23 protein-coding genes and 1 pseudogene are annotated in these 25,872 nt (G+C 65.1%); 9 read left to right on the top strand and 15 right to left on the bottom strand.

Annotated features, from left to right (window positions below; all coding sequences use genetic code 11):
• Positions 1-49: 49 nt before the first annotated feature.
• Positions 50-1,201, top strand: a complete 1,152-nt coding sequence (locus CH306_RS19140) for an NADH:flavin oxidoreductase/NADH oxidase (protein ID WP_179272915.1) — start codon at positions 50-52, stop codon at positions 1,199-1,201.
• A gap of 17 nt (positions 1,202-1,218) precedes the next feature.
• On the opposite strand, the gene CH306_RS19135 is transcribed toward CH306_RS19140, so the two are convergent.
• The 9 genes from CH306_RS19135 to CH306_RS19095 all read right to left on the bottom strand — a co-directional run bounded on the left by CH306_RS19135 (position 1,219) and on the right by CH306_RS19095 (position 13,984).
• Positions 1,219-2,175, bottom strand: coding sequence for a D-2-hydroxyacid dehydrogenase (locus CH306_RS19135; RefSeq protein WP_094647552.1), 957 nt, complete (start codon positions 2,173-2,175; stop codon positions 1,219-1,221).
• On the bottom strand, positions 2,175-3,605 hold the full coding sequence (locus CH306_RS19130; protein WP_230596658.1) for an MFS transporter: 1,431 nt from the start codon (positions 3,603-3,605) through the stop codon (positions 2,175-2,177). The genes CH306_RS19135 and CH306_RS19130 overlap by 1 nt, the downstream gene beginning before the upstream one ends.
• A gap of 114 nt (positions 3,606-3,719) precedes the next feature.
• On the bottom strand, positions 3,720-4,916 hold the full coding sequence (locus tag CH306_RS19125; RefSeq protein WP_094647550.1) for a M20 family metallopeptidase: 1,197 nt from the start codon (positions 4,914-4,916) through the stop codon (positions 3,720-3,722).
• Positions 4,913-6,205 (bottom strand): aminotransferase-like domain-containing protein, encoded by a 1,293-nt coding sequence (locus tag CH306_RS19120; RefSeq protein WP_094647549.1) that lies wholly within the window; start codon positions 6,203-6,205, stop codon positions 4,913-4,915. Before CH306_RS19120 ends, CH306_RS19125 begins: the two co-directional genes overlap by 4 nt.
• A gap of 2 nt (positions 6,206-6,207) precedes the next feature.
• A complete protein-coding gene (locus tag CH306_RS19115; protein WP_032394765.1) occupies positions 6,208-7,386 on the bottom strand; it encodes a M24 family metallopeptidase in 1,179 nt (392 codons plus the stop codon).
• Between the two features lie 222 nt (positions 7,387-7,608).
• Positions 7,609-8,322, bottom strand: coding sequence for a GntR family transcriptional regulator (locus tag CH306_RS19110; RefSeq protein WP_230596661.1), 714 nt, complete (start codon positions 8,320-8,322; stop codon positions 7,609-7,611).
• 15 nt (positions 8,323-8,337) lie between these two features.
• Positions 8,338-9,813 (bottom strand): NAD-dependent succinate-semialdehyde dehydrogenase, encoded by a 1,476-nt coding sequence (locus CH306_RS19105; RefSeq protein ID WP_094647547.1) that lies wholly within the window; start codon positions 9,811-9,813, stop codon positions 8,338-8,340.
• Positions 9,810-12,722: an FAD-binding and (Fe-S)-binding domain-containing protein gene (locus CH306_RS19100; RefSeq protein WP_094647545.1), complete on the bottom strand. Its 2,913-nt coding sequence runs from the start codon at positions 12,720-12,722 to the stop codon at positions 9,810-9,812. Before CH306_RS19100 ends, CH306_RS19105 begins: the two co-directional genes overlap by 4 nt.
• Positions 12,719-13,984, bottom strand: coding sequence for an aspartate aminotransferase family protein (locus tag CH306_RS19095; protein WP_032394574.1), 1,266 nt, complete (start codon positions 13,982-13,984; stop codon positions 12,719-12,721). Before CH306_RS19095 ends, CH306_RS19100 begins: the two co-directional genes overlap by 4 nt.
• A gap of 94 nt (positions 13,985-14,078) precedes the next feature.
• Between CH306_RS19095 and CH306_RS19090 the strand changes: the two genes are divergently transcribed.
• Genes CH306_RS19090 through CH306_RS19080 form a run of 3 tightly spaced genes read left to right on the top strand, consistent with a single transcriptional unit; the run spans position 14,079 to position 15,817 of the window.
• Positions 14,079-14,951 (top strand): ribokinase, encoded by an 873-nt coding sequence (locus CH306_RS19090; RefSeq protein ID WP_256981210.1) that lies wholly within the window; start codon positions 14,079-14,081, stop codon positions 14,949-14,951.
• Positions 14,948-15,403, top strand: coding sequence for a helix-turn-helix transcriptional regulator (locus CH306_RS19085; protein ID WP_094647541.1), 456 nt, complete (start codon positions 14,948-14,950; stop codon positions 15,401-15,403). The genes CH306_RS19090 and CH306_RS19085 overlap by 4 nt, the downstream gene beginning before the upstream one ends.
• A 9-nt stretch (positions 15,404-15,412) precedes the next feature.
• Positions 15,413-15,817 carry a VOC family protein gene (locus CH306_RS19080; RefSeq protein ID WP_094631086.1) on the top strand — a complete coding sequence of 135 codons (405 nt, stop codon included), beginning with the start codon at positions 15,413-15,415 and terminating at the stop codon, positions 15,815-15,817.
• Positions 15,818-15,854: 37 nt separating this feature from the next.
• Here the strand turns inward: CH306_RS19080 and crcB (CH306_RS19075) are convergent, their stop codons facing one another.
• Positions 15,855-16,226 (bottom strand): fluoride efflux transporter CrcB, encoded by a 372-nt coding sequence (crcB, locus tag CH306_RS19075; protein WP_094647539.1) that lies wholly within the window; start codon positions 16,224-16,226, stop codon positions 15,855-15,857.
• Positions 16,223-16,642, bottom strand: coding sequence for a fluoride efflux transporter CrcB (gene crcB / locus CH306_RS19070; RefSeq protein WP_045199560.1), 420 nt, complete (start codon positions 16,640-16,642; stop codon positions 16,223-16,225). The genes crcB (CH306_RS19075) and crcB (CH306_RS19070) overlap by 4 nt, the downstream gene beginning before the upstream one ends.
• Positions 16,643-16,749: 107 nt before the next feature.
• On the opposite strand from crcB (CH306_RS19070), the gene CH306_RS19065 reads away from it, so the two are divergent.
• The 5 genes and pseudogenes from CH306_RS19065 to CH306_RS19050 all read left to right on the top strand — a co-directional run bounded on the left by CH306_RS19065 (position 16,750) and on the right by CH306_RS19050 (position 22,280).
• Positions 16,750-18,867, top strand: a complete 2,118-nt coding sequence (locus tag CH306_RS19065; RefSeq protein WP_094647790.1) for a RecQ family ATP-dependent DNA helicase — start codon at positions 16,750-16,752, stop codon at positions 18,865-18,867.
• Between the two features lie 62 nt (positions 18,868-18,929).
• Positions 18,930-19,544: pseudogene (ectA, locus tag CH306_RS29545) on the top strand (diaminobutyrate acetyltransferase); the annotation flags it as partial.
• Positions 19,545-19,592: 48 nt separating this feature from the next.
• Entirely contained in the window at positions 19,593-20,870 is a 1,278-nt protein-coding gene (gene ectB / locus CH306_RS19060) for a diaminobutyrate--2-oxoglutarate transaminase (protein WP_256981219.1), read from the top strand.
• Between the two features lie 40 nt (positions 20,871-20,910).
• Positions 20,911-21,309, top strand: a complete 399-nt coding sequence (locus tag CH306_RS19055; protein ID WP_032394579.1) for an ectoine synthase — start codon at positions 20,911-20,913, stop codon at positions 21,307-21,309.
• Between the two features lie 104 nt (positions 21,310-21,413).
• Entirely contained in the window at positions 21,414-22,280 is an 867-nt protein-coding gene (locus CH306_RS19050; RefSeq protein ID WP_373453926.1) for a Sir2 family NAD-dependent protein deacetylase, read from the top strand.
• Here CH306_RS19050 and proB read toward each other — a convergent pair.
• The 4 genes from proB to rplU form a co-directional block, all read right to left on the bottom strand.
• Positions 22,253-23,392 carry a glutamate 5-kinase gene (gene proB, locus CH306_RS19045; protein ID WP_179272914.1) on the bottom strand — a complete coding sequence of 380 codons (1,140 nt, stop codon included), beginning with the start codon at positions 23,390-23,392 and terminating at the stop codon, positions 22,253-22,255. The two genes, CH306_RS19050 and proB, sit on opposite strands and share 28 nt — an antisense overlap.
• 2 nt (positions 23,393-23,394) lie before the next feature.
• Positions 23,395-24,846 (bottom strand): GTPase ObgE, encoded by a 1,452-nt coding sequence (gene obgE, locus CH306_RS19040; protein ID WP_032394580.1) that lies wholly within the window; start codon positions 24,844-24,846, stop codon positions 23,395-23,397.
• Between the two features lie 175 nt (positions 24,847-25,021).
• Positions 25,022-25,285, bottom strand: coding sequence for a 50S ribosomal protein L27 (rpmA, locus tag CH306_RS19035; protein WP_032379202.1), 264 nt, complete (start codon positions 25,283-25,285; stop codon positions 25,022-25,024).
• A 59-nt stretch (positions 25,286-25,344) separates the two neighbouring features.
• Entirely contained in the window at positions 25,345-25,656 is a 312-nt protein-coding gene (gene rplU, locus CH306_RS19030; protein ID WP_032394581.1) for a 50S ribosomal protein L21, read from the bottom strand.
• Positions 25,657-25,872 lie beyond the last annotated feature (216 nt).

Here is a 25,872-nt window from a genome sequence, read left to right as displayed (position 1 = left end):
AGATCGTCGACCGACCGTCGACGCCGCCCGAAGACCGGAGGAACCACTTGTGAGTGCGCTGTTCGAGCCTCTGACCCTGCGTGAGGTCACCTTCCCGAACCGGGTGTGGATGGCACCGATGTGCCAGTACTCGGCCGACGAGGCGGGTGACAGTGTCGGCGTCGCCGGCAACTGGCATCGCACCCACCTGGTGAGCCGGGCGATCGGCGGTGCCGGGTTGATCATCACCGAAGCCACCGCGGTGAGCCCCGAGGGTCGCATCAGCCCGTCGGACCTGGGTATCTGGAACGACACTCAGGCCGACGCATTGGCAGCGATCGTCACCGAGATCGAATCCTTCGGAACCGTGCCGGGTATCCAGCTGGCACACGCGGGCCGCAAGGCGTCGACCGCGGCTCCCTGGTCGGGTGGCAAGTCCTTGCCCGCCGAGGATCCCCGAAGTTGGGAGACCGTCGGCCCGAGCGCGGTTGCGTTCGGTGACTACGCGACCCCGAGGGAGGCCACAGCCGAGGACATCGCGAAGATCGTCGACGACTTCCGGACTGCCGCTCAGCGGGCGCTGAAAGCAGGATTCCGGGTTGTCGAGATACACGGCGCACACGGCTACCTGCTGCACCAGTTCCTGTCCCCCGCCAGCAACACGCGGACAGACTCGTACGGCGGCGACTTCTCGGGTCGCACGCGGCTGCTGATCGAGGTCGTGGACGCGGTGCGTGAGGTGTGGCCGGCCGAGCTTCCGGTCTTCGTTCGCCTCTCGGCGACGGATTGGCTCGACGAGCCCGAGAATGCTGCAGGAGTGGAGTCTGCGGAACGACCCGGTGGAGAGGGCACAGCCGCATTGGAGGCTCCGAGCTGGACGTCGGATCAGACGGTGGCCTTGGCGCAGATCCTCACCGAGCACGGGGTGGATCTGGTCGACACCTCGACCGGCGGAAACGTGCACGCCAAGATTCCGGTCGGTCCCGGCTACCAGGTTCCGTTCGCGCGGCGCATCCAGAACGAGACGACCATGCCCGCTGCCGCGGTCGGCATGATCACCGAACCCAAGCAGGCGGAGGACATCGTCTCGCTGGGCGAGGCGACGGCCGTGCTGCTGGCGCGCGAGCTACTGCGGGATCCGTACTGGCCGCGGCGCGCCGCCCGAGAACTCGGCGTCGAGATGCTCCCGGCCGTGGCGCCGCAGTACGAGCGGGCCTACTGAGACCTCAGACCACGACCTCAGACCACGAAGCCGAGCTTCTTGTCCACGACATTGAGCAACGGTTCGCCGCGGAAGTATCGACGTGCGTTGTCGGCGAACAATTCTGCCAGTCGCAGCTTCCATCCCGAGGCGTCACCGCTCATGTGCGGTGTGACGATCACGTTCTCGGCCGTCCACAACGGATGGTCGGCCGAGAGCGGTTCGGTCTCGAACACGTCGAGTGCGGCACCTGCGATGTGCCCGGTGGCCAGGTGCGCCAGCAGTGCCTCGATGTCGAGCAACTCCCCGCGGCCCACGTTGATCACCCGCGCGCCGGGCTTCATCGCGGCCAGCACCGAATCGTCGACCATCCCCCTCGTCAGATCGGTCAGCGGGGCGACCAGCACCAGGTAGTCGGCACGCTCTACTCGAGCCGCGAGATCGGCACTGCCACAGACGGTGCCGAAATCTGGGTCGCCCTCTCGTGCCGTTCGACCCACACCCGAGATCGACATTCCCACCGCGCTCAGCAGGCTCGCGATCGCGCGGCCGATCGCGCCGGTGCCCACGATCATCGCGTGGGCACCGTCGATGCGCTCGGTCTCTCGGTGCTGCCAGACCTTCGAAAGCTGCAGAGCACGTGAGCGTTCGGAGTCCTTGGCGAACGCCAGAATCTGGGCCAGTACGAACTCCGCGATCGGTCGGTCGAAGACTCCCCGCGAATTGGTGACGACCACATCGGATTCGACCAGATCGTCGAACATCAACGAGTCGACGCCTGCGGCGGCGATGTGGATCCACTTCAGCGAACTGCAGCGCGGCCATGCCGATTCGACTGCGGAGGAGAAGAAGTCCCACAGCAACAACGCGTCGGCACCGTCGACCGCATCACCGAGGGTGTCGGCAGTGGCGTACCGGACGTCGGCGACCTCCGCGACGGCGTCGAGCCCGTCGGGGAGGTCGCCGGCGTGCAGAACGACGAGTACCGGTGCCACTACTTCTTCTTGTAGCCGACGAGTTCGACGCCGGACGCGGCCACCTCGTCGTCGTTGTCGCCGGGGCACTGGGTTCCGCGCAGCGAACGGCCTGCGGTTTCCGGCATCAGCAGAATCGGCACGAAGGCGATGGCCGCCGCGATCATCATGTACCAGCCCGGGACCAGGTTCGAGCCGGTCCGTTCGATAAGGAACGTCAGGATCAGCGGAGCGGTACCGCCGAAGAGCGCCGTCGAGACGTTGTATCCGATGGCGAACGCTCCGTAGCGCACCTGAGTGGGGAACAGCGCGGGCAGGGTCGACGACACACACGAGCACATGATGACCAGCAACACTCCGAGACCGAGCAGGCCGATGCTCTGGCCGATCAGTCCGGTGTTGATGATCAGGAGGAACAGCGGAACGCTGAGCACGAAGTACCCGACGCAGGCCGCCAGCAGCAACGGCTTTCGGCCCACTCGGTCGGACAGAGCGCCGATGGGGTTGATGATCGCCATCATGACGATCATGATGGCCACGAGAGTGAAGTTGGACTGAGTCGTGCTGTGGCCCAACGTATCGCTCAGATACGAGGGCAAGAACGTCAGCACCGTGTAGTAGGCGATGTTCAGCAGCAACACGAATCCCATCAGGATCAGGATCCGCTGCCAGTACGTCATGGTGGCCTTGAGCGAGGTGATCGCTCCGCCCGCACCCTCGTCTACCGTGCCGCCGTCCTCCTTGGCCTCGGCGAACACCGGAGAATCTTCGAGGCGGGTCCGCAACCACAGTGCAACGATGCCCAGCGGCAGAGTGACCAGGAACGGGATGCGCCAGCCCCAGGCCTCCATCGTCTCGTCGCCGAGCGCGACGTTGAGCAGGGTGCACAGGGTGGCACCGCCCACGGTGCCGGCGAGGGTGCCGAATTCGAGGAACGATCCGAAGAATCCGCGCCTCTTGTCCGGCGCGTACTCGGCCATGAACACTGCTGCGCCACCGTACTCACCACCGGTGGAGAAGCCCTGCACCAATCGGCAGACGAGCAGCAACAACGGTGCGGCGATGCCGATGGTGTCGAATGTCGGCAGCACACCGATCGTCGCCGTGGCCAACGTCATCATCGAGACGGTCAGCACGAGGACTTTCTGACGACCGATGCGGTCGCCGAGTGGACCGAGCACGATGCCGCCGATGGGGCGGATGATGAACGACGCGGCCAACACGGCGAAAGTGGAGAGCAGGCTTGCGCCCCCGTCCTCGGACGGGAAGAAGTTCGCGGCGATGTACACGGCCAGATAGCCGTACACCGCGTAGTCGAACCACTCGACTGCGTTTCCGAGCGCCGATCCGCCGATCGCTCGGTGCAGGATCTTCGTCTCGTTCGGGCTCAGCGTGTCGGTGCTCGGTGGATATCCGGTCGGCGTGGATGCCGACCCTGAATTTTCGGTCACGGTCGAAATACCTCTCGCTTTTGTGAACAACATGGAGCGTCGGTGTGGTACTTCGCAGCGTTCGACTGTACGGCCAACCGGAACGTGCTTTTCGGCCAACCCCCTTCTCGGAAGCTAAAGACCAGGTGGCGCAGCGATTCTGGTGGCTATCAACGCGTACGCCCTTGCGCTGTCGGTCAATTGCCGCACGGCCACGGATTCGTCCGGCCGATGTGCCTGGTTTTCGATCTCCCCCGGACCGAGCACGACGGTGCCGATACCCATCTGCTGTGCCACGAAACCACCATCGCACGAAGCAGTCCAGATGTCAGTCGAACTCGCAGATCCGGTGTCGAGGACCGATTGCACTGCGGTGCTGACCAATCCGCTGTCTGCGCTGGTCAGGAAGCCGGGCATCTCCATCGCGACGTCGATTGTCACCTCGATACCGGATCCGGTCACATCCGCTGCTTCGATACGTGAGCGCAATTCGTCGACGACATCGATGGCGCGCTCGCCGGGAAGCAGTCGCCGATCGACGGTGAGCGTGCAGCGATCGGCGACCATCGAGGTTCCCGTCCCACCGGAGATGGTTCCCACGTTCCAGGTGGCGGGGCCCAACTCGGGATCGGGTTTGCCGTCCAGCTCGATCTGCCAGTCTTCGATGATCGCGATGATGCGCGCAGCAGCCGCTATGGCATTGGCTCCGTTACGAGGTTGTCCCGCATGTGCGGAGCGGCCGCGAGTCTCGATCTCCAGATTGGCGGCGCCTCGGCAACCGACAATGGTGACCAGATCCGTCGGCTCGGCCACCACGCAGTGGCTGTGGTTCCGCAGTGGTTGGTCGGCCACGAACGCTCGGATGCCGAGACCGGTGTCCTCCTCGTCGACCAGGCACGCCAACGTCATCGGATGCTCGTCGGCAAGACCGGCGCGCTGCACCGCGGTCATCGCGGCCACGACGGCGGCGAGGCCGCCCTTCATGTCGCAGGCCCCACGGCCGACGATGCGGCCGTCTCGAACCACGGCGGAGAAGGGGTCGGTGGTCCAGCCCGTTCCCGCGGGGACCACGTCCGAGTGCCCGACGAAGAGGACTCCCGGGCGATCGTCGGATCCGATCGAGACGATGACGTTGGGCCGACCCGGAACCACCTCGACGGTTCGAACGTCGAATCCCAGTGCGCGACAGTGCTCGGCGAGGACCTTTGCGGTCTTCTCCTCCGTGTCGCCGGGGTTTTCGCCGCCCGCGTCGATCAATGCCGCTGTCAGAGTCACGATCTCGTGCTCGTCGATCGAATCCAGCAGAGCGCGTTCGGAATCCGAGACGGTCATCGGGTGGGATTGGAGGCGAGCAGATGCTTGGACTTCTCCACCGCTGCCGCCAGCCGCCTGATCCCCTCGTCGATACGTTCGGGCGTCGACGAGGCGAAGCACAGCCGTAACGAGTCGTGGAACTTCCCACCCACCGACAATGCCGGCCCCGGTATGTAGGCCACGCCCTCGGCCAGCGCCGTCTCGAACAGGTCCTGCGTCGAGAAGTCGACATCGTTGCCGCGCAACGTCGCCCAGAGAAAGAAGCCTCCCTCGGGATCCGTCGTCGACATCGACTCGCCGAAGTACCTCTCGATGCTGTTCTGCATCGCGACCTTGCGGGGCAGGTACACCGAGGCCAACGATCGAAGATGCTCGTCGAGCAGGCCGCGCCGGATGTACTCGGCCACCATCCGCTGACCGGGCAGGTTGGTGCACGTATCCATGGCCTGTTTGGCGTTGACGATCAGTTGCCGAGCCTCGGGGGCGGCGTCCACCCACCCCACTCGCAGGCCTGGAGCGATCATCTTGGAGAAGGTCCGAACCGAGAAGATCAGCGGGTCGTTCGGACTGAGCGTGCCGAAACTGGGAATCGGATCCCCTGAGAAGCGCAGCAGGCCGTACGGATCGTCGTCGAGAATCACCGATCCCCACCGATGTGCCAGCTCGATGAGCAGCTGACGCCGCTCGAGCGACAGGGTGACCCCGGACGGGTTCTGGAAGTTGGGAATCACGTAGATCATCTTCGGCACTCGACCGGCGCGCTCGACGAGCTCGGGCAACGCCTCGACGATGAGGCCGTCACTGTCCATCGGAGCTTCGAGAATGTCACCTCCGTAGCTGAGCACTGTGGCGGTTCCGTTGGTGTACGTGGGACTTTCGACGATCACCAGGTCGCCCGGGTCGATGAACAGCTTGCACGCGATGTCGAGGCCCTGCATTCCGCCTGAGGTGATCACCACCCGCTCCTCGGTCGTGGGTTCGCCCACCGAGTCGAGGTATGCGAGCAACGCGTCGATCAAACCCGGATCACCCTCGGTGGCACCGTAATCGAATGCGTCCGCGGTGAGTACGCTGCCGGCGATCTCGGTGAACGCAGCGGCCGGAACCGTCTCGGCTGCAGGAGATCCCATGGCGAATCGAACGATGTCGTGTTTCTGCGCGGCGAGGAGCGATGTCGACGAATCGATCACCGATCCCACCAGCTTGTCGGTTCGTAGTGCCCAGGGGATGGCAGGAGTGGAGCCTGCGGAACGACCATGGATGGCAGGAGTGGAGCCTGCGGGGCGACCTTGTGCGGTGGCGGTCATACTCACTCCTTCGTCAGTAGTTCTCGGGGGTATGCGGTGAAGGTTTCGAGGCCGTTCTCGGTGACACGAACGGCCTCGGATACCTCGTATCCGTAGTCGTCCATCCACATTCCGCCGATGATGTGGAACGTCATGTTCTCGGCGAGTACCGTCTCGTCGTCGGTGCGCAGGCTGACGGTGCGCTCACCCCAGTCGGGTGCGTAGGCGATGCCGATCGAGTAGCCGATGCGCGACGGTTTGTGCAGTCCGTGCTTGGCAAGGCTGGTGTTCCACACCTGCGCCAGCTCGGTGGCGGTGACGCCTGCCCGTACGGTTGCGAGCACGTCGTTCAGGGCTTCCCCGGTGGACTTGGCGAGGTAATCCAAACGCGGACTTGGCTTTCCGAGAACGATGGTGCGCGCCATCGGGACGTGGTAGCGCCGGAACACTCCGGCCAGTTCGACGACGGTGGTCTCGCCCCGCACGAAGGGTTGATGCGACCAGGTCAGGTGAGGGGTGTCGGCTCCGGCACCGGTGGGCAGCATCGGGACGATGGCGGGGTGGTCGCCGCCGAACTCCTCGGTGCCGCGTACCTGTGCGTTCATGATGGCAGCAGCTGCGTCGCACTGCCGTTCACCGACCGAGATCGACCGGTACGCAGCCGACATCGCCGACTCGCACACCTGGGCGGCACCGCGCATCAGGGCGATCTCCGCCGGCGACTTGACCACTCGCACCCAGTTGATCAGTTCGTAGGAGTCGGTGAAGCGGTATTCGGGTAGCGACTTCACCAGTGCCTCGAATGCCTTCGGGCTGAAGTAGTACGAGTCCATCTCCAACCCGACCTGGCCGTGCTCGAAGTTGTTCACCAGTCCCAGTTCCCGCAGCTTTGCGGCGACCCAGACGAACGGGTGGGTGTCCTTGCGCTGTACGAATGTTTCGGGGTAGCCGAACGTTCGATCCTGCGGCAGCCATGACGTCCGAAACGCGCCGTTGGCGTCCATCTCGCGGGCGAAGAAGTACATCTCTCCGTCGAGGGGCACGTACAGCATCTGCGGGGTGTAGAAGGAGAGGGCGTTGTAGCCGAGCAGGTAGTACAGGTTCGCGGGATCGGTGACGATGAGCGCGGTGAGGTTCTGCGCTGCCATCCGCTCTCGGACGGCAGCGAGCCGGGCGGCGTACTCCTCGTCGGTGAAGGTGATCGGCGTGCTGTTCGGAACATCGGGGTACCGAGCCAGGCCTGGAGCGGCCCGTCCTGTGGTCTCGTCGGGTCCGAGTGCGGTGACGTAGGCGGCGTCGGGTGAGTCGTTCACGGGCACCCCCTTCAAGGAAGTCGTTTTAGTAGATTGTTGACAATCAGGCTAAGCGCTGGCGCGAGAGGTTCGCAAGACTTCGGATGTAAATGCTGTGTTGCGGGCAGGCGACTAACCCGGAGTGGCCAGCGCCGAGTGTTCTGCCTGCTCCTCGACCATGGCGCGAGTCAGATCGTGGATAGCGGTGTCCATGTGCTCGTGCACGCCCTTTTCCAGTGCGTCCCAGTCCGATCCGAGCAGGAGGTCGACGATCAGCTGGTGTTCCTCCACCAGCGCCTCGGGCCGGTAGTACGCGGTTTCGAGGTTGGCCATGCAGATTCGCGCCTCTGCAGCGAGCGTGGCGTACATTCGCGACATTCGGCTGTTGCGCGTTGCCGCGACCAGGGCGGTGTGAAACGCCAGATCCCGCTCGGCAAGACCTCGCCAGTCCGCCCGATCGATGAACGGCTGCATCTGCATCACGATGGCCGAGAGCTCATCGGCAGCCGAAACCAAACGAGCGCGATCGCCGTGCACCAGAGTCCACGCGGCACCGACCTCGATCGCCGCGCGGGATTCGTAGATCTCGGTGACATCCTCGCTGCTCAGCTCGACGACGAACACGCCTCGATTCCGGTAGCTGACGAGGAGCCCCTCCTGATTGAGACGCTGCAACGCCTCCCGGACCGGTCCCCGCGAGATCTCGAGTTCCGCGGCGACGTTGGCCTCGTTGATCTGTTCCCCTGGGGCGTAGGACCCGTCGATGATGCGGTCGCGAATCTGGTCGGCAATGACCATCGACGTGTTGCGTGCGTCGATGGGCGTCAGTCGTCTCGAACTGGGCATGATCGAAAACCTCTCTCAGCCTCGGGGAATGGCGAAATATTTGTACTCCAGAAATTCGTCTATGCCGACTTTTCCGCCCTCGCGGCCGAGTCCGGACTGTTTGACGCCACCGAACGGCGCAGCCGGATTGGACACCAGCCCCGTGTTGAGGCCGACCATGCCCACCTCGAGGCGCTCACCCATCCGAAGAGCACGGTCGATGTCCTGGGTGAAGACGTATCCGACGAGTCCCCATTCGGTGTCGTTCGCGAGGGCGATCACCTCGTCCTCGGTGTCGAACGGGACGATTGCTGCCACCGGCCCGAAGATTTCCTGTGACATCAGATCCGACGCCGCGTCGACGTCCGTGAGGACCGTCGGTGGGTAGAAGTAGCCGGGTCCGTCCGGGGCCACTCCCCCGACGATCGCACGTGCGCCGCGCCCGAGGGCATCGTCGACCAGTGTCTGCACCTTGGTGCGGCCCGCGTCGTCGATCAGTGGACCCACCTCGGTTCCGGGTGTACTTCCGGCCCCGACCGACAGTGCACCCATCCGCTCGGCGAGCGCCTCCGCGAACTGCGCTGTGACACTGCGGTGTACGAAGAATCGGTTGGCGGCGGTGCACGCCTCACCCATGTTGCGCATCTTGGCGACCATCGCACCGTCGACGGCGCGCGTGAGATCGGCGTCGTCCATGACGATGAAGGGTGCGTTGCCACCGAGTTCCATCGAGGTGCGCATCACGGTCGATGCAGCTTGTTCGAGCAGGATCTTGCCCACCGCCGTCGACCCGGTGAAGCTGATCTTGCGGGCCGAACCGCTGCTCATCCACGAGCCCACGACACCCGACGCGTCGGTGGTGGTCACGACATTGACCACTCCCGCCGGAACACCGGCGTCGCGCAGGATTTCGGCCAGGGCCAGTGCCGTCAACGGAGTTTGCTCGGCCGGCTTGAACACCACGGTGCATCCTGCCGCCAATGCAGGGCCGATCTTGCGAGTTCCCATGGCCAATGGGAAGTTCCACGGAGTGACGAGAATGCACGGTCCGACGGGTGCTCGGGTGACCACGATGCGGTTCTTGCCGTCTCCGGTGAGGGTGTGATCGCCCGAGATGCGCACCGCCTCCTCGGAGAACCAGCGGAAGAACTCGGCACCGTACGCCACCTCACCCCGCGCATCGGCCAGTGGCTTTCCCATTTCCGCGGTGATGATCGCAGCGAGCTCCTCCGACCGCGCCATGATCAGCTCGTATGCCGCGCGGAGGATTTCGCTACGTGCACGCGGCGGCGTCGCGGCCCAGTCGGCGGCGGCGTCGACCGCTGCGGCCATGGCGTTCTCGGCATCTTTGATGCCGCCGTCGGCGACGTTGGCGATGACCTCGCCGCTGGCGGGATCGATGACATCGAACCGGGCGTCGGACGCTGCGGCGGTCCACGTGCCCGCGATGAACAGGTCGGTCGGAGCCGTGATGGTAGGACGCGTGAGGCTGGTGGTCGAACTGGCGGTCATGGCCGCGGTCCTTTCGTCGAACGTGGATCGAGTATCTGCGCCAGGTGTACGGACGCGTCACCGGTCAGGTCACCGGTGAGTTGACGCACCTGCATGTGGCAGGAGAATCCGTCGGTCAGAATCGGGGTGTCCGGCTCGGCGTCACGGAGCGCCGGTGCGAGGGCCTGCTCGGCGACCGCCATGCTCAGCTCGAAGTGCCGAGACTCGAAGCCGAAATTGCCTGCCACGCCGCAGCATCCGGTGGCCTCCCGCACCGCGTCGATACCGACGGAGGCCAGTGCCGTGCGCTGGGTGGCGTTGCCGAACACCGCGTATTCGTGGCAGTGGGTCTGTACGGTCACCGAGTCGGGAATCTCCGCCGTGGGCACCCACCCGGCCGCGGCCTGATCGATCACCGCGCCCGCGAAACTCTGTACTCGCGCCGCGACTCGTCTCGCGGCCGGGGTGGGAACCAGCTCCGGCATGTCCTTGCGGAACGCCGCCGCGCAGCTCGGTTCGGTGACGACGATGGGCCGGTCGGTGCCGTCGTCCAATGCAGCAACGGCTTTCGTGAGGTGCGCGCGGGCGGCCTTCAGCTGGCCCGTCGAGATCCAGGTCAGACCACAGCACACGTCGGTCCGGCATTCGGTGCTGCGGCCCGAGTCCTCGAGCACGCGCTGAGCCGCACCCGCGACCTCGGGACGAAAACCCTGAGTGAAGGTGTCGACGACCAACACGACGTCCGCGTCGCGGCCGCCGCCGAGCCGGACTTCTCGCGCCAGTTCCTTCGCCGATGCGAAGCGTGGCAACGGCCGCTCGGTGGTCAGCCCACCGAGCCGAGCCGCCAGTGCCGCGATGCGCGGGGTGAGCAGACGGTTGAGCAACGGTGCCGTTCTCTTCGTCACCTTCAGCCAGCGGGGCAACCAGCCAAGCGAATAATGCGAGAGCGGCCGCAGTCGCCCCGCGTAGTGATGATCGAGGAACTCGGACTTGTACGTCGCCATGTCCACTCCGACAGGACAATCCGACGAACAGGCCTTGCAGGACAGACACAGATCGAGCGATTCGGCCACGTCCTTCGAGGCCCATCCGTCGGCAACTGTCGGCGAACTGCGCACCATCTCCTGCAGCACTCGTGCTCGACCCCGCGTCGAATCCTTCTCGTCGCCCGTGGCGCGGAAACTGGGGCACATGACGCCTCCGGACGCTGTGCGGCATTTACCGACACCGACACACGACTGAGTTGCGTGTACGAAGGGATCCAGGTCTGCCCGCGTCCCGATCTGGTGCAGATCGAAGGTCGTCTTCCATTCCCGCTGTGGGATGCCCTGCAGCATCAGGTTGTCCATCATCGGTTCCGGATCGGTGATCGACCCCGGGTTGAGGATGCCGCCGGGATCCCAGATGCGCTTGAATCGCGCGAACGCGTCGAGCATGCGGGGCGAGTACATCACCGGCAGCAGTTCCGAGCGTGCCCTGCCGTCGCCGTGCTCACCGGACAGGCTGCCGCCGTGCTCGACCACCACCCGCGCGGCGGCGCGCAGGAAGTCGTTCATCACTCGTCGTCCGGCGTCGGTGCGCTGATCGAACGTGATGCGCACGTGCATGCAGCCGGCACCGAAGTGTCCGTACATCACCCCCGTCAGATCGTGTTCGGCCAGAAGCACGTTGAGGTCGGCGAGATAGGCGGACAGGTTCTCGGGTGCGACGGCGGCGTCCTCCCAGCCGCCCCAGGACTCGGCTCCGCCGGCCAGGCGGGTCGCGAGCCCCGCGCCGTCCTCACGTACTCGCCACAGCGCTGTTCGATCGGCAGGGTCGGTGACGATGCGGCCCTCCTTGACGCGGCCGAGAAGACCGAGCGCCTCGAGCAGACGGGCGGCCTTGTTCTCCACTTCGGCGGTATCGGCACCGTCGAGGTCGACGTAGAGCCAGGCGTTTCCCGCGGGCAGACCGCGGACGGAGTCCGGTCCGCGGCGGTACTCCATCGTCCGGGCGATGTTGTCGTCGATACCCTCCACCGCGGCAGGCGAGAACTCGAGAATGGCCGTCACGTCGGCCGCGGCGGCCACCACGTCGTCGTAGCCCAGGCAGAGCAACAGCGCGGCCCGCGGTACGGGCACGACGGCGACGGTGACCGAGACGATCACCGCGCAGGTGCCCTCGCTTCCGACGAGTGCACGAGCGACGTCGAACCCGTTCTCGGGCAGCAGATGCGACAGGTGAAATCCGGAGACCTGTCGCGGTATGCGGCCCAGCTCGACTCTGAACAGGGCGAGGTTGTCCGCCGCCAGCGACTGCAGCTCACGCGAGATACGTTCGGCCGCATCGGTTGCCGCGGAATCCTGCGAATGCACTGCCGCCACACCGCTACGAGTCACTCGAAGCAGGTGCCCGTCGGCGGTGACCACGTCCATCGCCACCGTGTGGTCCGCTGTTCGTCCGTAGCGCACCGAATGATTACCGCATGCGTCGTTGCCGACCGCCCCGCCGACCGTCGCGCGTGTCTTGCTGGACGGGTCGGGGGCGAACGTGAATTCCCCGGCTGTGCGCGCCACCAACTCTCGCTGCAACTCCGAGATGACGATTCCCGGTTCCACCACCGCCGTTCGCGAGTCGGTGTCCACCGAGATCACGCGATTCATGTGGCGAGAGAAATCGAGCACGATGCCGCGACCGATCGCGTTGCCCGCCATGGACGTTCCGCCGCCTCGGCCGATGACCGCGATTCCGGCAGCGGCGCACCGCGAAACCACGGTGGACACGTCATCGGCATTGCGCGGAAACACAACGGCGGCAGGTGGAATTCGGTAGTTCGAGGCGTCGTAGGAGTACTCGGCGAGCCGCCGATCCGAGTCGTCGATCTCGATGCCCAGTTCGCGTACTTCCTGCACGAGTGCAGGAACCGGGGACCGAACGGAAGCAGCCGTCACAGCACGTTCTTCAGTGTGCGCGACAACGCGTCGAGGCCCTGCCGCATCTCGTCGTCGCTCACGATCAGCGCCGGGATGATCCGGACCACGTTGCCGAGCGCGCCACAGGTGAGCAGCAACAACCCCTCGTCGATCGCGCCCTGTTGTACGCGCAGAGCGGCCGCAGCATCGGGATTGCCTGCGCTGTCGACGAATTCGAGTGCCTGCATCAAGCCGAGTCCACGTGCATCACCGATTGCAGAGTGCTCGGACTTCAGTGCGAGCAGGCCGTCGAGCAGAACTCGGCCCTGCGCGGCAGCGTTGGCGACCAGACCTTCCTCACGCACGACGTCGAGCGTCGCGACACCCGCCGCAGCGGCGACGGCATTGCCGCCGTACGTGCCGCCCTGCGATCCGGGCCAGGCCTTGCTCATCAACTCGGTCGATGCCGCGATCGCCGAGATCGGAAATCCGCTGGCCAGACCTTTCGCGGTGATGACGATGTCGGGAGTGATCGACGAGTGCTGATGACCCCAGAATTTCCCGGTCCGGCCCACCCCCGCTTGCACCTCGTCGACGATGAGGACGATCCCGTGGGTGTCAGCGCGTTCGCGCAGGCCCTCGAGAAACTCCGGAGGCGTGGGCAGATAACCGCCGTCACCGAGTACCGGCTCGATGATGAACGCAGCGGTGTCGGCGGGGCTCGACATCGTCATCAGCAGGTAGTCGAGTTCCTTCAACGCGAAGGCGACGGCGGTGTCCATGTCCCAGCCGTATCGGAACGCGTACGGGAACGGCGCGATGTGCACACCGCCCATGATCGGTGAGAATCCGGACCGAAACTTGGTGCCCGCGGTGGTCAACGACGCGGCCGCCACCGTGCGTCCGTGGAACCCTCCGTGGAACGCGATGATGTTGGGCCGTCCGGTCGCCATGCGCGCCAACCGAATCGATGCCTCGACGGCCTCGGAGCCGGAGTTGGCGTAGAAGACGCTGTCGAGACCGGGCGGTAGTACCTCGCCGAGCTTGTCGGTCAGCGCCAGCAGCGGCTGATGCATGACTGTCGTGTACTGAGCGTGGATGATCTTGCCCACCTGCTCGCGGGCGGCCTCGACCACGCGGGGATGGCAGTGCCCGGTGCTGGTGACGCCGATACCGGTGGTGAAGTCGAGGTACTTGCGCCCGTCCGTGCCGATGATCCAGCTGCCCTTTCCGTGATCGACGACGATCGGGGTCGCCTGCTTGAGTGCCGGGCTGAGGTGGGTGCGAGTCGACGCTGTCATGGCTGCCATCGTCACCCACCGATTTAGGATTGTCAACAATCTGCAATTGGCAGTTCAGGGACGAGTGCATCCGCCCGAGCGATACAGTTCGTCGGTGTCCGCTTCGAACCCTCGCATCGCCGTGCTCGGCAGCATCAACATGGATCTGATCACCCGGGCACCGTCCCTGCCCGAACCCGGCGAAACCGTGCTGGGCACATCGTTCACCACCTCGCCGGGCGGCAAGGGCTCCAATCAGGCCATCGCCGCCGCCAAAGCCGGCGTTCCTGTGTCGTTCATCGGAGCGGTCGGAGACGACGAGTTCGGGGAAACACTGCGCCGGACCCTGTCGAGCGCGGGAGTCGACGACCGCGCGCTGCGCACCACGGCAGGTTCGAGCGGCATCGCCGCCATCACCGTCGACGATCACGCCGAGAACAACATCGTCGTGGTCCCCGGGGCCAACGAACGCGTTCGCGACCTCACCGACGACGACCTGACCGTCATCTCCGACGCCGACATTCTCCTGTGTCAGTTGGAGATTCCCCTCGCCACCGTGGTGACCGCATTCGAGTACGCACGCTCTCGCGGTGTGGTGACGATGCTGAACCCGTCACCGGTTCAGGATCTGCCCGACGCCCTGGTGGCGGCAACCGACGTGCTCGTGGTCAACGAAGCCGAGGAAAGCCGACTCGGAAACCGGCTGAGCGAGGTGACGCACGTGATCACCACACTCGGTGCCCGAGGCGCTCGGTACCGCGGCTCGGAATCGTTCGAGGTCCCTGCTCCGCGCGTCGACGCCGTCGACACCACCGGGGCCGGCGACGCATTCGCCGGAGCACTGGCTGCGTCCTGGTTCGACGGCCCGCGCAAGGCAGTCGAATGGGCCTGCGTTGCAGGATCTTTCGCCGCGACGAGGCCGGGTGCGAGCACGTCCTCGGGTACTCGCGAGGACATCGACGCACTGCGAGATGCGGCCACTGGATGAACACCCCCGACCTCGACGAACTCCGACGTCTGCGCCGCGCGCGCGACCGAATGGATCGCGAATTCGCCGAGCCACTCGACGTTCCCGCTCTGGCCCGCACGGCATCGATGTCCACCGCGCACTTCAGTCGCCGTTACCGCGAGGCCTACGGTGAGACGCCGTACGCACATCTGATGACCCGCCGAATCGAGCGCGCCAAGGCCCTGCTGCGCCGCGGAGATGTCAGCGTCACCGAGGCCTGCTTCGCAGTGGGCTGTACCAGTCTCGGATCCTTCAGCTCCCGGTTCACCGAGATCGTCGGTGAGACACCCAGCGCGTACCGCGCCCGTGATCACAGCGACAGCCAGGGGATGCCGAGTTGCGTGTCCCTGGCGATGGGCCGACCGATACGGACCGCGATCTCCGTGCAATCGAGCAGAATCGAAGAAGCGATGTCGTCCGACGCGTCCTAGCCTTGCGACATGACACTTTCCCTGAGCCACGGCCACATCTACACCGACGACCCCGATGCCTCTCTGGCCTTCTATCGCGACACCCTCGGACTCGAGGTGAAGAACGAGGTGGTGAACGACGGCTTCCGGTGGATAACCCTGTCCACCGCCGATCAACCCGAAATCGCGATCGTACTGTCACAGCCGCATGCGGGACGGTCCCAGGAGCTCGGCGATCAGATCGCTGCGCTGCTCGCCAAGGGTGAACTGCCCGGTTTGTGGTTCCGCGCAGACGACCTCGATGGCGCGTTCGAGAAGATACGCGCGGCAGGCACTGCCGAAATTCTGCAGGAACCGACCAGTCAGCCGTGGGGAGCGCGCGACGCGGCATTCCGCGATCCCGCCGGGAACATGGTTCGCGTCAGTCAGGCGTGAGTGGAGCCCGCGGAACGAACCATCATGGTTTCCGACCTCACATCGACGCGAGAGCCAGACCACCGCCGCATGCGAGGACGGACGCCAGCAGCGAGACGATCGCGTTGACTGCGGCATCGCGTCGACGCCCGTGCTGTAGCAACCGGACGGTCTCGACACTCGCCGTGCTGAACGTGGTGTACCCGCCGCAGAACCCGGTGCCGATGACGGCTTGGACGTCGGTCGAGCCGGCTCGGAACATCACCCATCCGGCCAGCACCCCCAGCAGGAACGACCCGGACACGTTGATGCCGAGTGTCGCCCACGGAAAGCTCGTCCGTGCCGCGAGACGTGACTTCACTTCCGCATCGACGACGAAGCGAACGACTGCCCCCAGCCCGCCGGCCACTGCGATCCACAGCGCGATCATCGAACCACTCTGCCTGCCAGTGCGATTCCGGCCCAGGCGGCGAGTATGCCGACAATCACGCTGACCACTGCGTAGGCCACGGCCACCCCGGTGAACCCACTCCGGAACCCTTCGACCGTCTCGAGGGCGAAGGTGCTGTACGTGGTGAACGCACCGCAGAACCCGGTACCTGCCAGCAACCTCAGCCTGCGCCGATTTCCCGCATCGGGCCCACCGCGAACCAGTGACTCGAGCAGAAGGCCGAGCACGAATGCACCGGCGATGTTGATGCCGAAGGTCGCCGTCGGCCACTGCGATGCCGAATGCGGGAGCTGCTCCTCGATCACGTAGCGGACTGCCGTACCCGCCGCTCCGCCGACGAACACCACTGCCAGTGCCCACAGGTGACGGTGCACGGGTCCCTGGTCGGCCGGCATCGAATCGGAATCGGGATCGACCACCGATGATCCTTTCGGGCTGCTCGGTCCGACCGTTTCCGACCGGCCCGTGTTTGATGTCGGATGCCTACTGCACGATGGAGCCTATGACAACGACCACGGAGCCCACGACCGGGAACTTGCGCGAGAGCGCCGAGGAACTGTTGCGCGAACTCGCCGGCCCCGATGCAGTGCTGCGCGAAGACCAGTGGACGGCCATCGAGGCCCTCGTGGTGCATCGGCGGCGGGCGCTGGTGGTGCAGCGGACCGGTTGGGGCAAGTCGGCGGTCTACTTCATCGCGGCTAAGCTGCTGCGCGCGCAGGGCCTGGGTCCGACGGTCATCGTCTCTCCGCTGTTGGCGCTGATGCGCAACCAGGTTGCCTCCGCCGAGCGGGCGGGCGTGCGCGCCGCCACCATCAACTCCGGCAACATGACCGAATGGGACGACATTCATCAGCAGGTCAACTCCGGTGAACTCGACGTGCTGCTGGTCAGTCCGGAGCGATTGAACAATCCCGATTTCCGCGATCAGGTACTGCCGTCCCTGGCCGGGGACGCGGGCCTCGTCGTGGTCGACGAAGCTCACTGCGTCTCCGATTGGGGCCACGACTTTCGACCCGACTACCGACGAATCAGAACTCTGATCGCCGAGTTGCGCGACGGTATCCCCGTACTCGCGACCACGGCGACGGCGAACGACCGCGTGGTGGACGACGTCGCGGCGCAGTTGGGTGTCGGCGGCGGAGACACACTCGTCCTGCGCGGCGGGCTCGCACGCGACTCTCTGCGCATGGCCGTGGTGAAGATCGACAACGCCACCGAACGGGCGGCGTGGCTCGGCGATCATCTGAAGACGCTGCCCGGTTCGGGAATCATCTACACCCTGACGGTGTCGGCGGCCAAGGACCTGGCGGCGCTGCTGACCGATCAGGGGCACGTCGTGGCCTCGTACACCGGTCAGACGGACCCGACCGAACGCGAGTCGCTCGAAGGTGACCTGCTGGCCAACCGAGTCAAGGCCCTGGTCGCCACGTCCGCATTGGGCATGGGCTTCGACAAGCCCGACCTCGGTTTTGTGGTGCACATGGGGGCACCGTCGTCTCCGATTTCGTACTACCAGCAGGTCGGGCGTGCCGGTCGCGCCACGGAACGAGCCGATGTGGTGCTGCTTCCCGGCCACGAGGATCGGCAGATCTGGAGCTACTTCGCCTCGGTCGCCTTCCCCCGCGAACATCTGGTGCGGCAGGTCATCGATGCATTGAACACCGAGAAGGCTCAGTCGACGCAGGCACTGGAGCCGCTGGTCGAGCTGAACCGCAGCAGGCTCGAGATGGTACTGAAGGTCCTCGACGTCGACGGCGCGGTCAGACGCGTTCGTGGCGGCTGGATGGCGACCGGGGAGCAATGGACGTACGACGCGTCCCGCTACGAGCGTCTCGAGCAGGCCAGGGACCGCGAACAGCAAGCCATGATCGACTACCAGGGCACCGACGGCTGCCGGATGGAGTTCTTGCGGAGACAGCTCGACGACCCGGACCTGGGCGCACCCGGTAGTGAGTCCGACCGATGCGGGCGGTGCGACAACTGCACCGGTGAGCACCTGTCCGCCTCGGTGGATGCGGCCTCGGTCGACTCGGCGAGGGCACGATTGGATCGGCCGGGCATCGACCTGCAGCCCAGAAAGCAGTGGCCCAGCGGTATGAAGAAGCTCGGTGTCTCGCTCTCGGGCAAGATCTCCGACCCCCACGAACCCGGGCGCGTACTGGGCCGGCTCACCGACCTGGGCTGGGGCAGCCGACTGCGTGCCCTGCTCGATGCGCCCGACGCTCCGGCCACCGATGCACTGGAGAAGGCGTGCATCACCGTGCTCGCCAACTGGGATTGGAAGCAGCGGCCCACTGCCGTTCTGGCTCTCGACTCCCCTACCCACCCGCTCCTGGTGCGATCGATCGCCGCGCGATTGGCATCGGTCGGCAAATTGGAGGATCTCGGGGTGATGCAGGTCAGGGCAGGTCATCCACCCGTGTCGGCCGCCAATTCGGCCTTTCGGGTCGCGGGGCTGGTGGACTCGTGGGACGTTCCGGACGTATCGTCCGTGACGGGACCGATCCTGTTGATCGATCTGGTCACCGACACGGGGTGGACGTTCACCTGTGCGGCGTCGGCTCTGACGTCAGCGGGCGCTTCGGCGGTGTTGCCGTTCGCTCTCGCAACACCGAAATGACGACCGGTCGAAATTGCCTGGTTTGATTTCTGCAGCGCTGGGTACCGCCAGCGGGGTCAGGAATGTGTGACCACCATCACAATCGGTGGTTAACCAGGGGAAGCATGTCCGTTTCGGGGGTCGATCTGCGGACTCACTCGATATGCCTCGGCGACCTTGTTACGTTTGTTTTTCCTATGAAGCCCGCATTGCTGAGAGGTACCCCGCTCACTGCGCCGGACGCAGTGAAGTTTCGTAAGCCACAGATCTCCGACGGAGTCCGGCTCTGGGAGATCGCAAGAGATTCGCGAGTTCTGGATCTCAATTCCAGCTACTCGTACGTGTTGTGGTGCCGTGATTTCGCGGCCACCACCGTCGTATCCGACATCGACGGCCGCGCAGTCGGTTTCGTCACCGGATACATCCGCCAGGACGCCCCCCGCACACTGTTCGTGTGGCAGGTCGCCGTGGATGCGGACCAGCGTGGCAAGGGACTTGCCGGTCGCATGCTGATGGAGCTGCTCGACCGCCTCGAGCCACAGGGCATCACGCATCTGGAAACGACGATCAGCCCGGACAACGAAGCGTCCATCGCAACCTTCACGAGCCTCGCACGTAAGCGAGGCACCGACATCGTCAAGTCGGATTTGTTCGCGCCCAACGATTTCCCTGATAGCCACGAAGCGGAGGAGCTCTACACCGTAGGCCCCGACGCATCGCGGAATTACGAAAGGAACAAGCAGAACATGACCGAAAAGAACACCGTCACAACAGAGAAGCCCGATGTGTTCGAGACCGTCGAGTCCGGAGTGCGGAGCTACAGCCGCCAGTGGCCCGCCGTGTTCTCCACCGCGAAGAACTCGGTGATCACCGATGAGGACGGCAACGACTACCTCGACTTCTTCGGTGGCGCAGGCGCACTGAACTACGGCCACAACAACGACTTGATCAAGGGTGCGTTGGTGGACTACATCACCAGCGACGGCATCACCCACGGACTGGACATGTCCACGGTCGCCAAGCGCGAATTCCTCGAGTCGTTCAAGAAGAACATCCTCGACCCCCGCGGCCTGGACTACAAGGTTCAGTTCCCCGGACCGACGGGCACCAACACCGTCGAGGCGGCCCTGAAGTTGGCACGCAAGGTCACCGGGCGTGAGGCGATCATCAACTTCACCAACGCATTCCACGGCATGACACTCGGCGCGCTGTCGGTCACCGGCAACTCGATGAAGCGTGCCGGCGCCGGAATTCCGTTGGTGCACACCACTCCGATGCCGTACGACAACTACTTCGGAGGAGTCACCGAGGACTTCCAGTGGTTCGAGCGCGTACTCGACGACTCGGGCAGCGGGTTCAACCGCCCGGCCGCAGTGATCGTGGAAACCATCCAGGGTGAGGGCGGCATCAACGTGGCGCGCCCCGAATGGCTGCGCGCGTTGGCCGAGCTGTGCTCGCGTCGCGAGATCCTGCTGATCGTCGACGACGTCCAGATGGGCTGCGGTCGCACCGGACAGTTCTTCTCGTTCGAGGAAGCCGGCATCACCCCGGACATCGTCACGCTGTCCAAGTCCATCGGCGGTTACGGTATGCCGCTGGCACTGACCCTGTTCAAGCCCGAGCTGGACGTGTGGTCACCGGGCGAGCACAACGGCACCTTCCGCGGCTTCAACCCCTCGTTCGTCACGGCGAAGGCCGCCATCGACCACTACTGGTCCGATGACAGCTTCGAGAAGGAAATCCTCGCCAAGGGCGAGCACATCCAGGATCGTTTCATCAAGCTCTGCGCAAAGTTCGACGGCATCTCCACTCGCGGCCGCGGCATGGTCCAGGCACTGGTGTTCGACGACGCCGAGTTGGCCGGCAAGGTCTCACAGCTCTGCTACGACGAGCATCTGCTCGTGGAGACGGCAGGACCGAAGGACGAAGTCGTCAAGCTGCTCCCACCGTTGACCACGACGATGGACGAGCTGGACCGCGGTCTGGACGTCATCGAGAGCGCCGTCGCCAAGGTGCTTTCCTGACCGTCCGTCCGCAGCAACCGACATCGAAGGAGGACATCGCATGATCGTTCGCACCACCCAGGAGATCACCGGTACCGATCGCGACATCGAGAGCGAAGACGGCAACTGGCGCAGCAAGAGAATCATTCTCGGCGGCGACAAGGTCGGATTCTCGTTCCACGAGACCACGATTCAGGCCGGCACGGTGAACAACTTCCACTACGCCAACCACGTGGAGGCCGTCTGGCTGATCGAGGGCGAGGGAACGCTCACCGACCGCGAGACCGGAGAAACCTACGAGCTCGGTGCGGGATCGATGTACCTGCTCAACGGACACGAGCGCCACACCGTCGAGCCGCGTACCACGATGCGCATGCTGTGCGTGTTCAATCCCCCGGTCGTCGGCAACGAGACGCACGACGAGAACGGCGTGTACCCCCTCGTCGAGGTACCCGCGTAGCACCAGTACGTCCCTGACGGCCCGCACCGACGCTTCCGCGTCGGGTGCGGGCCGTAGGCGTCGATACGGTGCTCATCGGGCGATTGATCGCTATCCTGGACGAAGTGAATGCATCTGCTGTGTCCGCAGTCCTGTACGAGCAGCTGACTTCTCTGCTCGAGGGCAGGACGGTCACCGTCGTGAGCGGCGCAGGCATGTCCACCGACTCCGGCATTCCCGATTACCGCGGTCCGCAGTCACCCCCGCGTAACCCGATGACATTCCAGCAGTTCATCGGTGACGCCGAATTTCGTCGGCACTACTGGGCACGCAACCACGTCGGGTGGCGACACATGGATGCCGCGGTACCCAACGACGGGCACCGAGCACTCGCCCGACTCGAACGGGCCGGCGTCGTCACCGGCATCATCACCCAGAACGTCGACATGCTGCACACCAAGGCGGGCAGCCGGAACGTCATCGACCTGCACGGCGTCTACGCCCGCGTTCGCTGCCTGAACTGCGAGCGATTGATCTCGCGTTTCGAACTGGCCCGGCGACTCGATCGTGCCAATCCGGGTTTCCTCGAGTCGGTTGCACCCGCAAACGGCGTCGAGATCGCCCCCGATGCCGACGCGATCATCTCCTCGACCGCGCACTTCAGAATGGTCGACTGCGAATCATGTTCGGGCATACTGAAACCCGACATCGTCTACTTCGGTGAGAGTGTTCCCAAGCCGCGTGTCGCCGAGGCATACGATCTGGTCGACCGAAGCGATGCGTTGTTGGTGCTCGGATCCTCGCTGACCGTGATGTCCGGCCTGCGGTTCGTCAGGCACGCGTCCAAGAAGTCGAAGCCGATCGTCATAGTCAACCGCGGTACCACCCGCGGCGACGAATTCGCTTCTCTCACAGTCCATGCCGGTTGCTCTGAGGTGGCGACCGCGCTGGCCGACGACCTCGATCAGGCAGGAACCAGATCGTCGGCATGAACCACAGGTCGTTGTAGCTCCGCGGCCAACTCCCCTGTGGACCGCCCGAGCATTCCGGCCAGCTCCGCCGAGTCGTACGCGACGACCCCGCGAGCCACCAGGACGCCGCCGTGGTCGACCAACGAGACCACATCGCCGCCGTGGAAGGATCCCGTCACCGACGTGATACCGGCGGACAGCAACGACCGTCGCCGATCCACCACTGCACGCACCGCCCCCGCGTCGAGGTGGAGTTCTCCCGCGGCATCCGCGGCATGACGGACCCAGAACTTGCGGGCCGACAACCGCGTCGGCCGAGCAGCGAAGGCGGTACCCACCGCGGACGTCGTCAGTGCGTGTGCCGCATCGGATGCCGCAGCCAGCAGCACCGGAACACCGGCATCGGCTGCGAGACGCGCAGCGGACAGCTTGGACGCCATTCCGCCGGTGCCGAGCGCTCCCCCGGAACCGGCGACGACGCCGTCGAGATCCTCGGGGCTGGTCACCTCCGGGATCAGCGTCGCCTCGCCCTTGCGAGGATCACCGTCGTACAACCCGTCCACGTCCGAGAGCAGGAACAGCGCGTCCGCTCCGACGAGGTGGGCGACCAGGGCAGCCAGGCGATCGTTGTCGCCGAACCTGATCTCCGCGGTGGCGACCGTGTCGTTCTCGTTGACGATGGCCACGGCACCGAGCGAGCGCAGCCGATCCAGGGTGCGCTGAGCATTGCGATGGTTGGTTCGCCGCGCGATGTCCTCGGCCGTCAGCAGAACCTGTCCGACCGTGCGTCCGTACCGGTGGAACGACGAGCTCCACGCATGAACCAGAGCGAGCTGTCCGACGCTCGCCGCAGCCTGCTTGGTCGCCAGGTCTCGTGGACGCTTGGTCAGGCCCAGCGGTGCCATCCCTGCGCCGATCGCGCCGGAGGACACGACCACCACGTCCGTGCCGCTGCGCATCCGAGATTCGATGGCGTCGGCGAGCAGATCGAGTCGGCCCAGATCCAGACCGGTGTCGAGGCTGGTGAGAGCCGAGGAACCGATCTTGACCACGATGCGCTTGGCATCGGCGATCGTGCGACGGGTATCGGTGAGAGCCTCTGCGAGCGAATCGGATTCACGCACCGCCACCACGGCTACTCCTGTTCGGTATCGAGCCCGCGACGAACCTGGCGGGCATGCTTGCGTTCGGATGCGCCGATGCGCTCGACCTGATCCAGGCGGGCATCGGTGCCACGGCCGGTCATCGTGATCTCGACACCGGCCGGGGTCTGCGGCTCCCAATCGAACGAGACGTCGCCGATGGTGACCGAAGCACCGGGCTGAGCGCCGGCCTTGATGAGTGCGTCCTCGACGCCGAGCCGCGCGAGACGGTCGGCGAGGTAGCCGACGGCCTCGTCGTTGGTGAACTGCGTCTGGCGTACCCACCGCTCCGGTCGGGTACCGCGAACGATGAAGCCGTCCGGGATGTCCGGATCCTTCACCACCTTGAAGCTGTCGTCGTTCTTGGCGACCGGACGCAGCACCTGACGCCGCGGCTCGGGAGCCGGATGCGCAGTGCGGTACTCCTCGACCAGCTTCGCCAACGCGAACGTCAGCGGCTTGAGACCGGCACGCGTCACCGCGGAGATGGTGAACACGGGCCACCCACGCGACTCGAACTCGGCGGTGACCATCTCGGCGAGTTCGGCACCCTCGGGAATGTCTGCCTTGTTCAGTACGACGATGCGGGGCCGATCGGCGAGATCACCGAGGCTGGCATCACCGGACAGAGCCGGCTTGTAGGCCGCCAACTCGGCTTCGAGGGCGTCGACGTCGGAGATCGGATCGCGACCCGGATCCAGTGTGGCGCAATCGACTACGTGTGCGAGCACAGCGCATCGCTCGAGGTGCCGCAGGAAGTCCAGTCCGAGACCGCGGCCCTGACTCGCGCCGGGGATCAGCCCGGGGACGTCGGCGACGGTGAACGTGGTGTCTCCACTGGATACGACACCGAGGTTGGGCACCAGTGTGGTGAACGGGTAGTCGGCGATCTTCGGCTTCGCGGCGGAGAGCACCGAAACCAGCGAGGACTTACCGGCCGACGGAAAACCGACGAGGCCCACATCGGCGACGGACTTGAGTTCGAGGACGAGTTCGCGCTCGACGCCCTCTTCGCCGAGCAGTGCGAATCCGGGGGCACGTCGAGCCTTCGATGCGAGAGCTGCGTTGCCGAGTCCACCGCGGCCGCCCGGAGCGGCGTCGAAACGTGTTCCCTCGCCGATCATGTCGGCGAGGACGTTGCCCTTCTTGTCGAGCACGACGGTGCCGTCGGGAACCTTGAGGATCAGGTCCTCGCCGTTGGCACCCTCGCGGTTGCCGCCCATGCCCTGAGTTCCGTTGCCTGCCTTGGCATGGCTGGAGAAGTGGAAGTCGAGCAGAGTGTGGACGTTGCTGTCGACGACGAACACGACTCCGCCGCCCTGTCCTCCGTTGCCACCGTCGGGGCCACCGAGAGGCTTGAACTTCTCGCGGTGAACCGAAGAGCAGCCGTTGCCACCTTTGCCGGCGCTGACGTGCAGCACCACGCGGTCGATGAATCGTGACATAGCTGTCTTCGATCCTTTCGTGAAAGAAAAAGCGGGAGAAAAAAGCGATAGGGGCGGACCGGTCTCATGACCCTGGTCCGCCCCTATCGGGAGCTGTGAACGTACGCCGTGGATGGTCGACTCGAGCAGTTGCCCGGTCGCGTCGGCCATCGTGGGCGCGAGCGCTGCAGAAGGACTAGGCCTCTACAGCGACCGGAACGATGTTCACGGTCTTGCGACCGCGCTTGGCACCGAATTCGACTGCGCCCGGGGCGAGTGCGAACAGGGTGTCGTCGCCGCCACGGCCGACGTTGACGCCGGGGTGGAAGTGCGTGCCGCGCTGACGAACCAGGATCTCGCCTGCGCCTACGGTCTGGCCGCCGAAACGCTTGACGCCGAGGCGCTGAGCGTTCGAGTCGCGACCGTTACGGGAGCTCGATGCGCCCTTCTTGTGTGCCATGTTGCATACCCTCCTCGGGGTGAATCAGCTTGGGAGAACGCGGGTCCGAAGGGACCTGGTCACTTGATGCCGGTGACCTTGAGGACAGTGAGCTTCTGCCTGTGTCCCTGACGCTTGTGGTATCCGGTCTTGTTCTTGAACTTGTGGATGCGGATCTTCGGGCCCTTGGTGTGCTCGACGATCTCACCGGCGACCGAGATCTTCGCCAGCTTGTCTGCATCGGTGGTCAGGTCGGATCCGTCTACGACGAGGACCGGAGCAAGCGAGACAGCAGTGCCGGGCGCTCCCTCGATCTTCTCGACCTTGACGAGGTCACCAACAGCGACCTTGTACTGCTTTCCGCCGGTCTTGACGATCGCGTACGTTGCCATCGGAGGGCTACCCCTTGCTTCTTCGAACTTGCTCGCATTGCGCATGGCAACACGACTGGTCTGGTAAAACGTGTTTGCTTGCTCCCTATCGGCCGGTCGGGATGACGATCATTCCGACCCGCTCGAGAACCGTTGTTTCCTACAGCACCACTACGGCACGGCAGAACGGTGTCACCGGGAGCGACTTATCAAGGTTACGGCAGGGAGACGGCCAGG

It is taken from the genome of Rhodococcus sp. 15-725-2-2b, from assembly GCF_002259075.1.
GTDB lineage: Bacteria > Actinomycetota > Actinomycetes > Mycobacteriales > Mycobacteriaceae > Rhodococcoides.
Note: the sequence above shows the minus strand (reverse complement) of the source record. Positions and strands in the feature narration are given on the sequence as shown.

Bases quoted from the DNA above. Each gene is read 5' to 3' on its own strand.
- CH306_RS19080 (WP_094631086.1), top strand. From the start codon at position 15,413: ATGACACTTTCCCTGAGCCACGGCCACATCTACACCGACGACCCCGAT.
- CH306_RS19065 (WP_094647790.1), top strand. From the start codon at position 16,750: ATGACAACGACCACGGAGCCCACGACCGGGAACTTGCGCGAGAGCGCC.
- CH306_RS19120 (WP_094647549.1), bottom strand. From the start codon at position 6,205: ATGACCGCCACCGCACAAGGTCGCCCCGCAGGCTCCACTCCTGCCATC.
- ectB (WP_256981219.1), top strand. From the start codon at position 19,593: ATGACCGAAAAGAACACCGTCACAACAGAGAAGCCCGATGTGTTCGAG.
- CH306_RS19110 (WP_230596661.1), bottom strand. From the start codon at position 8,322: ATGCCCAGTTCGAGACGACTGACGCCCATCGACGCACGCAACACGTCG.
- CH306_RS19095 (WP_032394574.1), bottom strand. From the start codon at position 13,984: ATGACAGCGTCGACTCGCACCCACCTCAGCCCGGCACTCAAGCAGGCG.
- crcB (WP_045199560.1), bottom strand. From the start codon at position 16,642: ATGCCGGCCGACCAGGGACCCGTGCACCGTCACCTGTGGGCACTGGCA.
- CH306_RS19085 (WP_094647541.1), top strand. From the start codon at position 14,948: ATGAACACCCCCGACCTCGACGAACTCCGACGTCTGCGCCGCGCGCGC.
- rpmA (WP_032379202.1), bottom strand. From the start codon at position 25,285: ATGGCACACAAGAAGGGCGCATCGAGCTCCCGTAACGGTCGCGACTCG.
- crcB (WP_094647539.1), bottom strand. From the start codon at position 16,226: ATGATCGCGCTGTGGATCGCAGTGGCCGGCGGGCTGGGGGCAGTCGTT.
- rplU (WP_032394581.1), bottom strand. From the start codon at position 25,656: ATGGCAACGTACGCGATCGTCAAGACCGGCGGAAAGCAGTACAAGGTC.
- obgE (WP_032394580.1), bottom strand. From the start codon at position 24,846: ATGTCACGATTCATCGACCGCGTGGTGCTGCACGTCAGCGCCGGCAAA.
- CH306_RS19105 (WP_094647547.1), bottom strand. From the start codon at position 9,813: ATGACCGCCAGTTCGACCACCAGCCTCACGCGTCCTACCATCACGGCT.
- CH306_RS19125 (WP_094647550.1), bottom strand. From the start codon at position 4,916: ATGACCGTCTCGGATTCCGAACGCGCTCTGCTGGATTCGATCGACGAG.
- CH306_RS19055 (WP_032394579.1), top strand. From the start codon at position 20,911: ATGATCGTTCGCACCACCCAGGAGATCACCGGTACCGATCGCGACATC.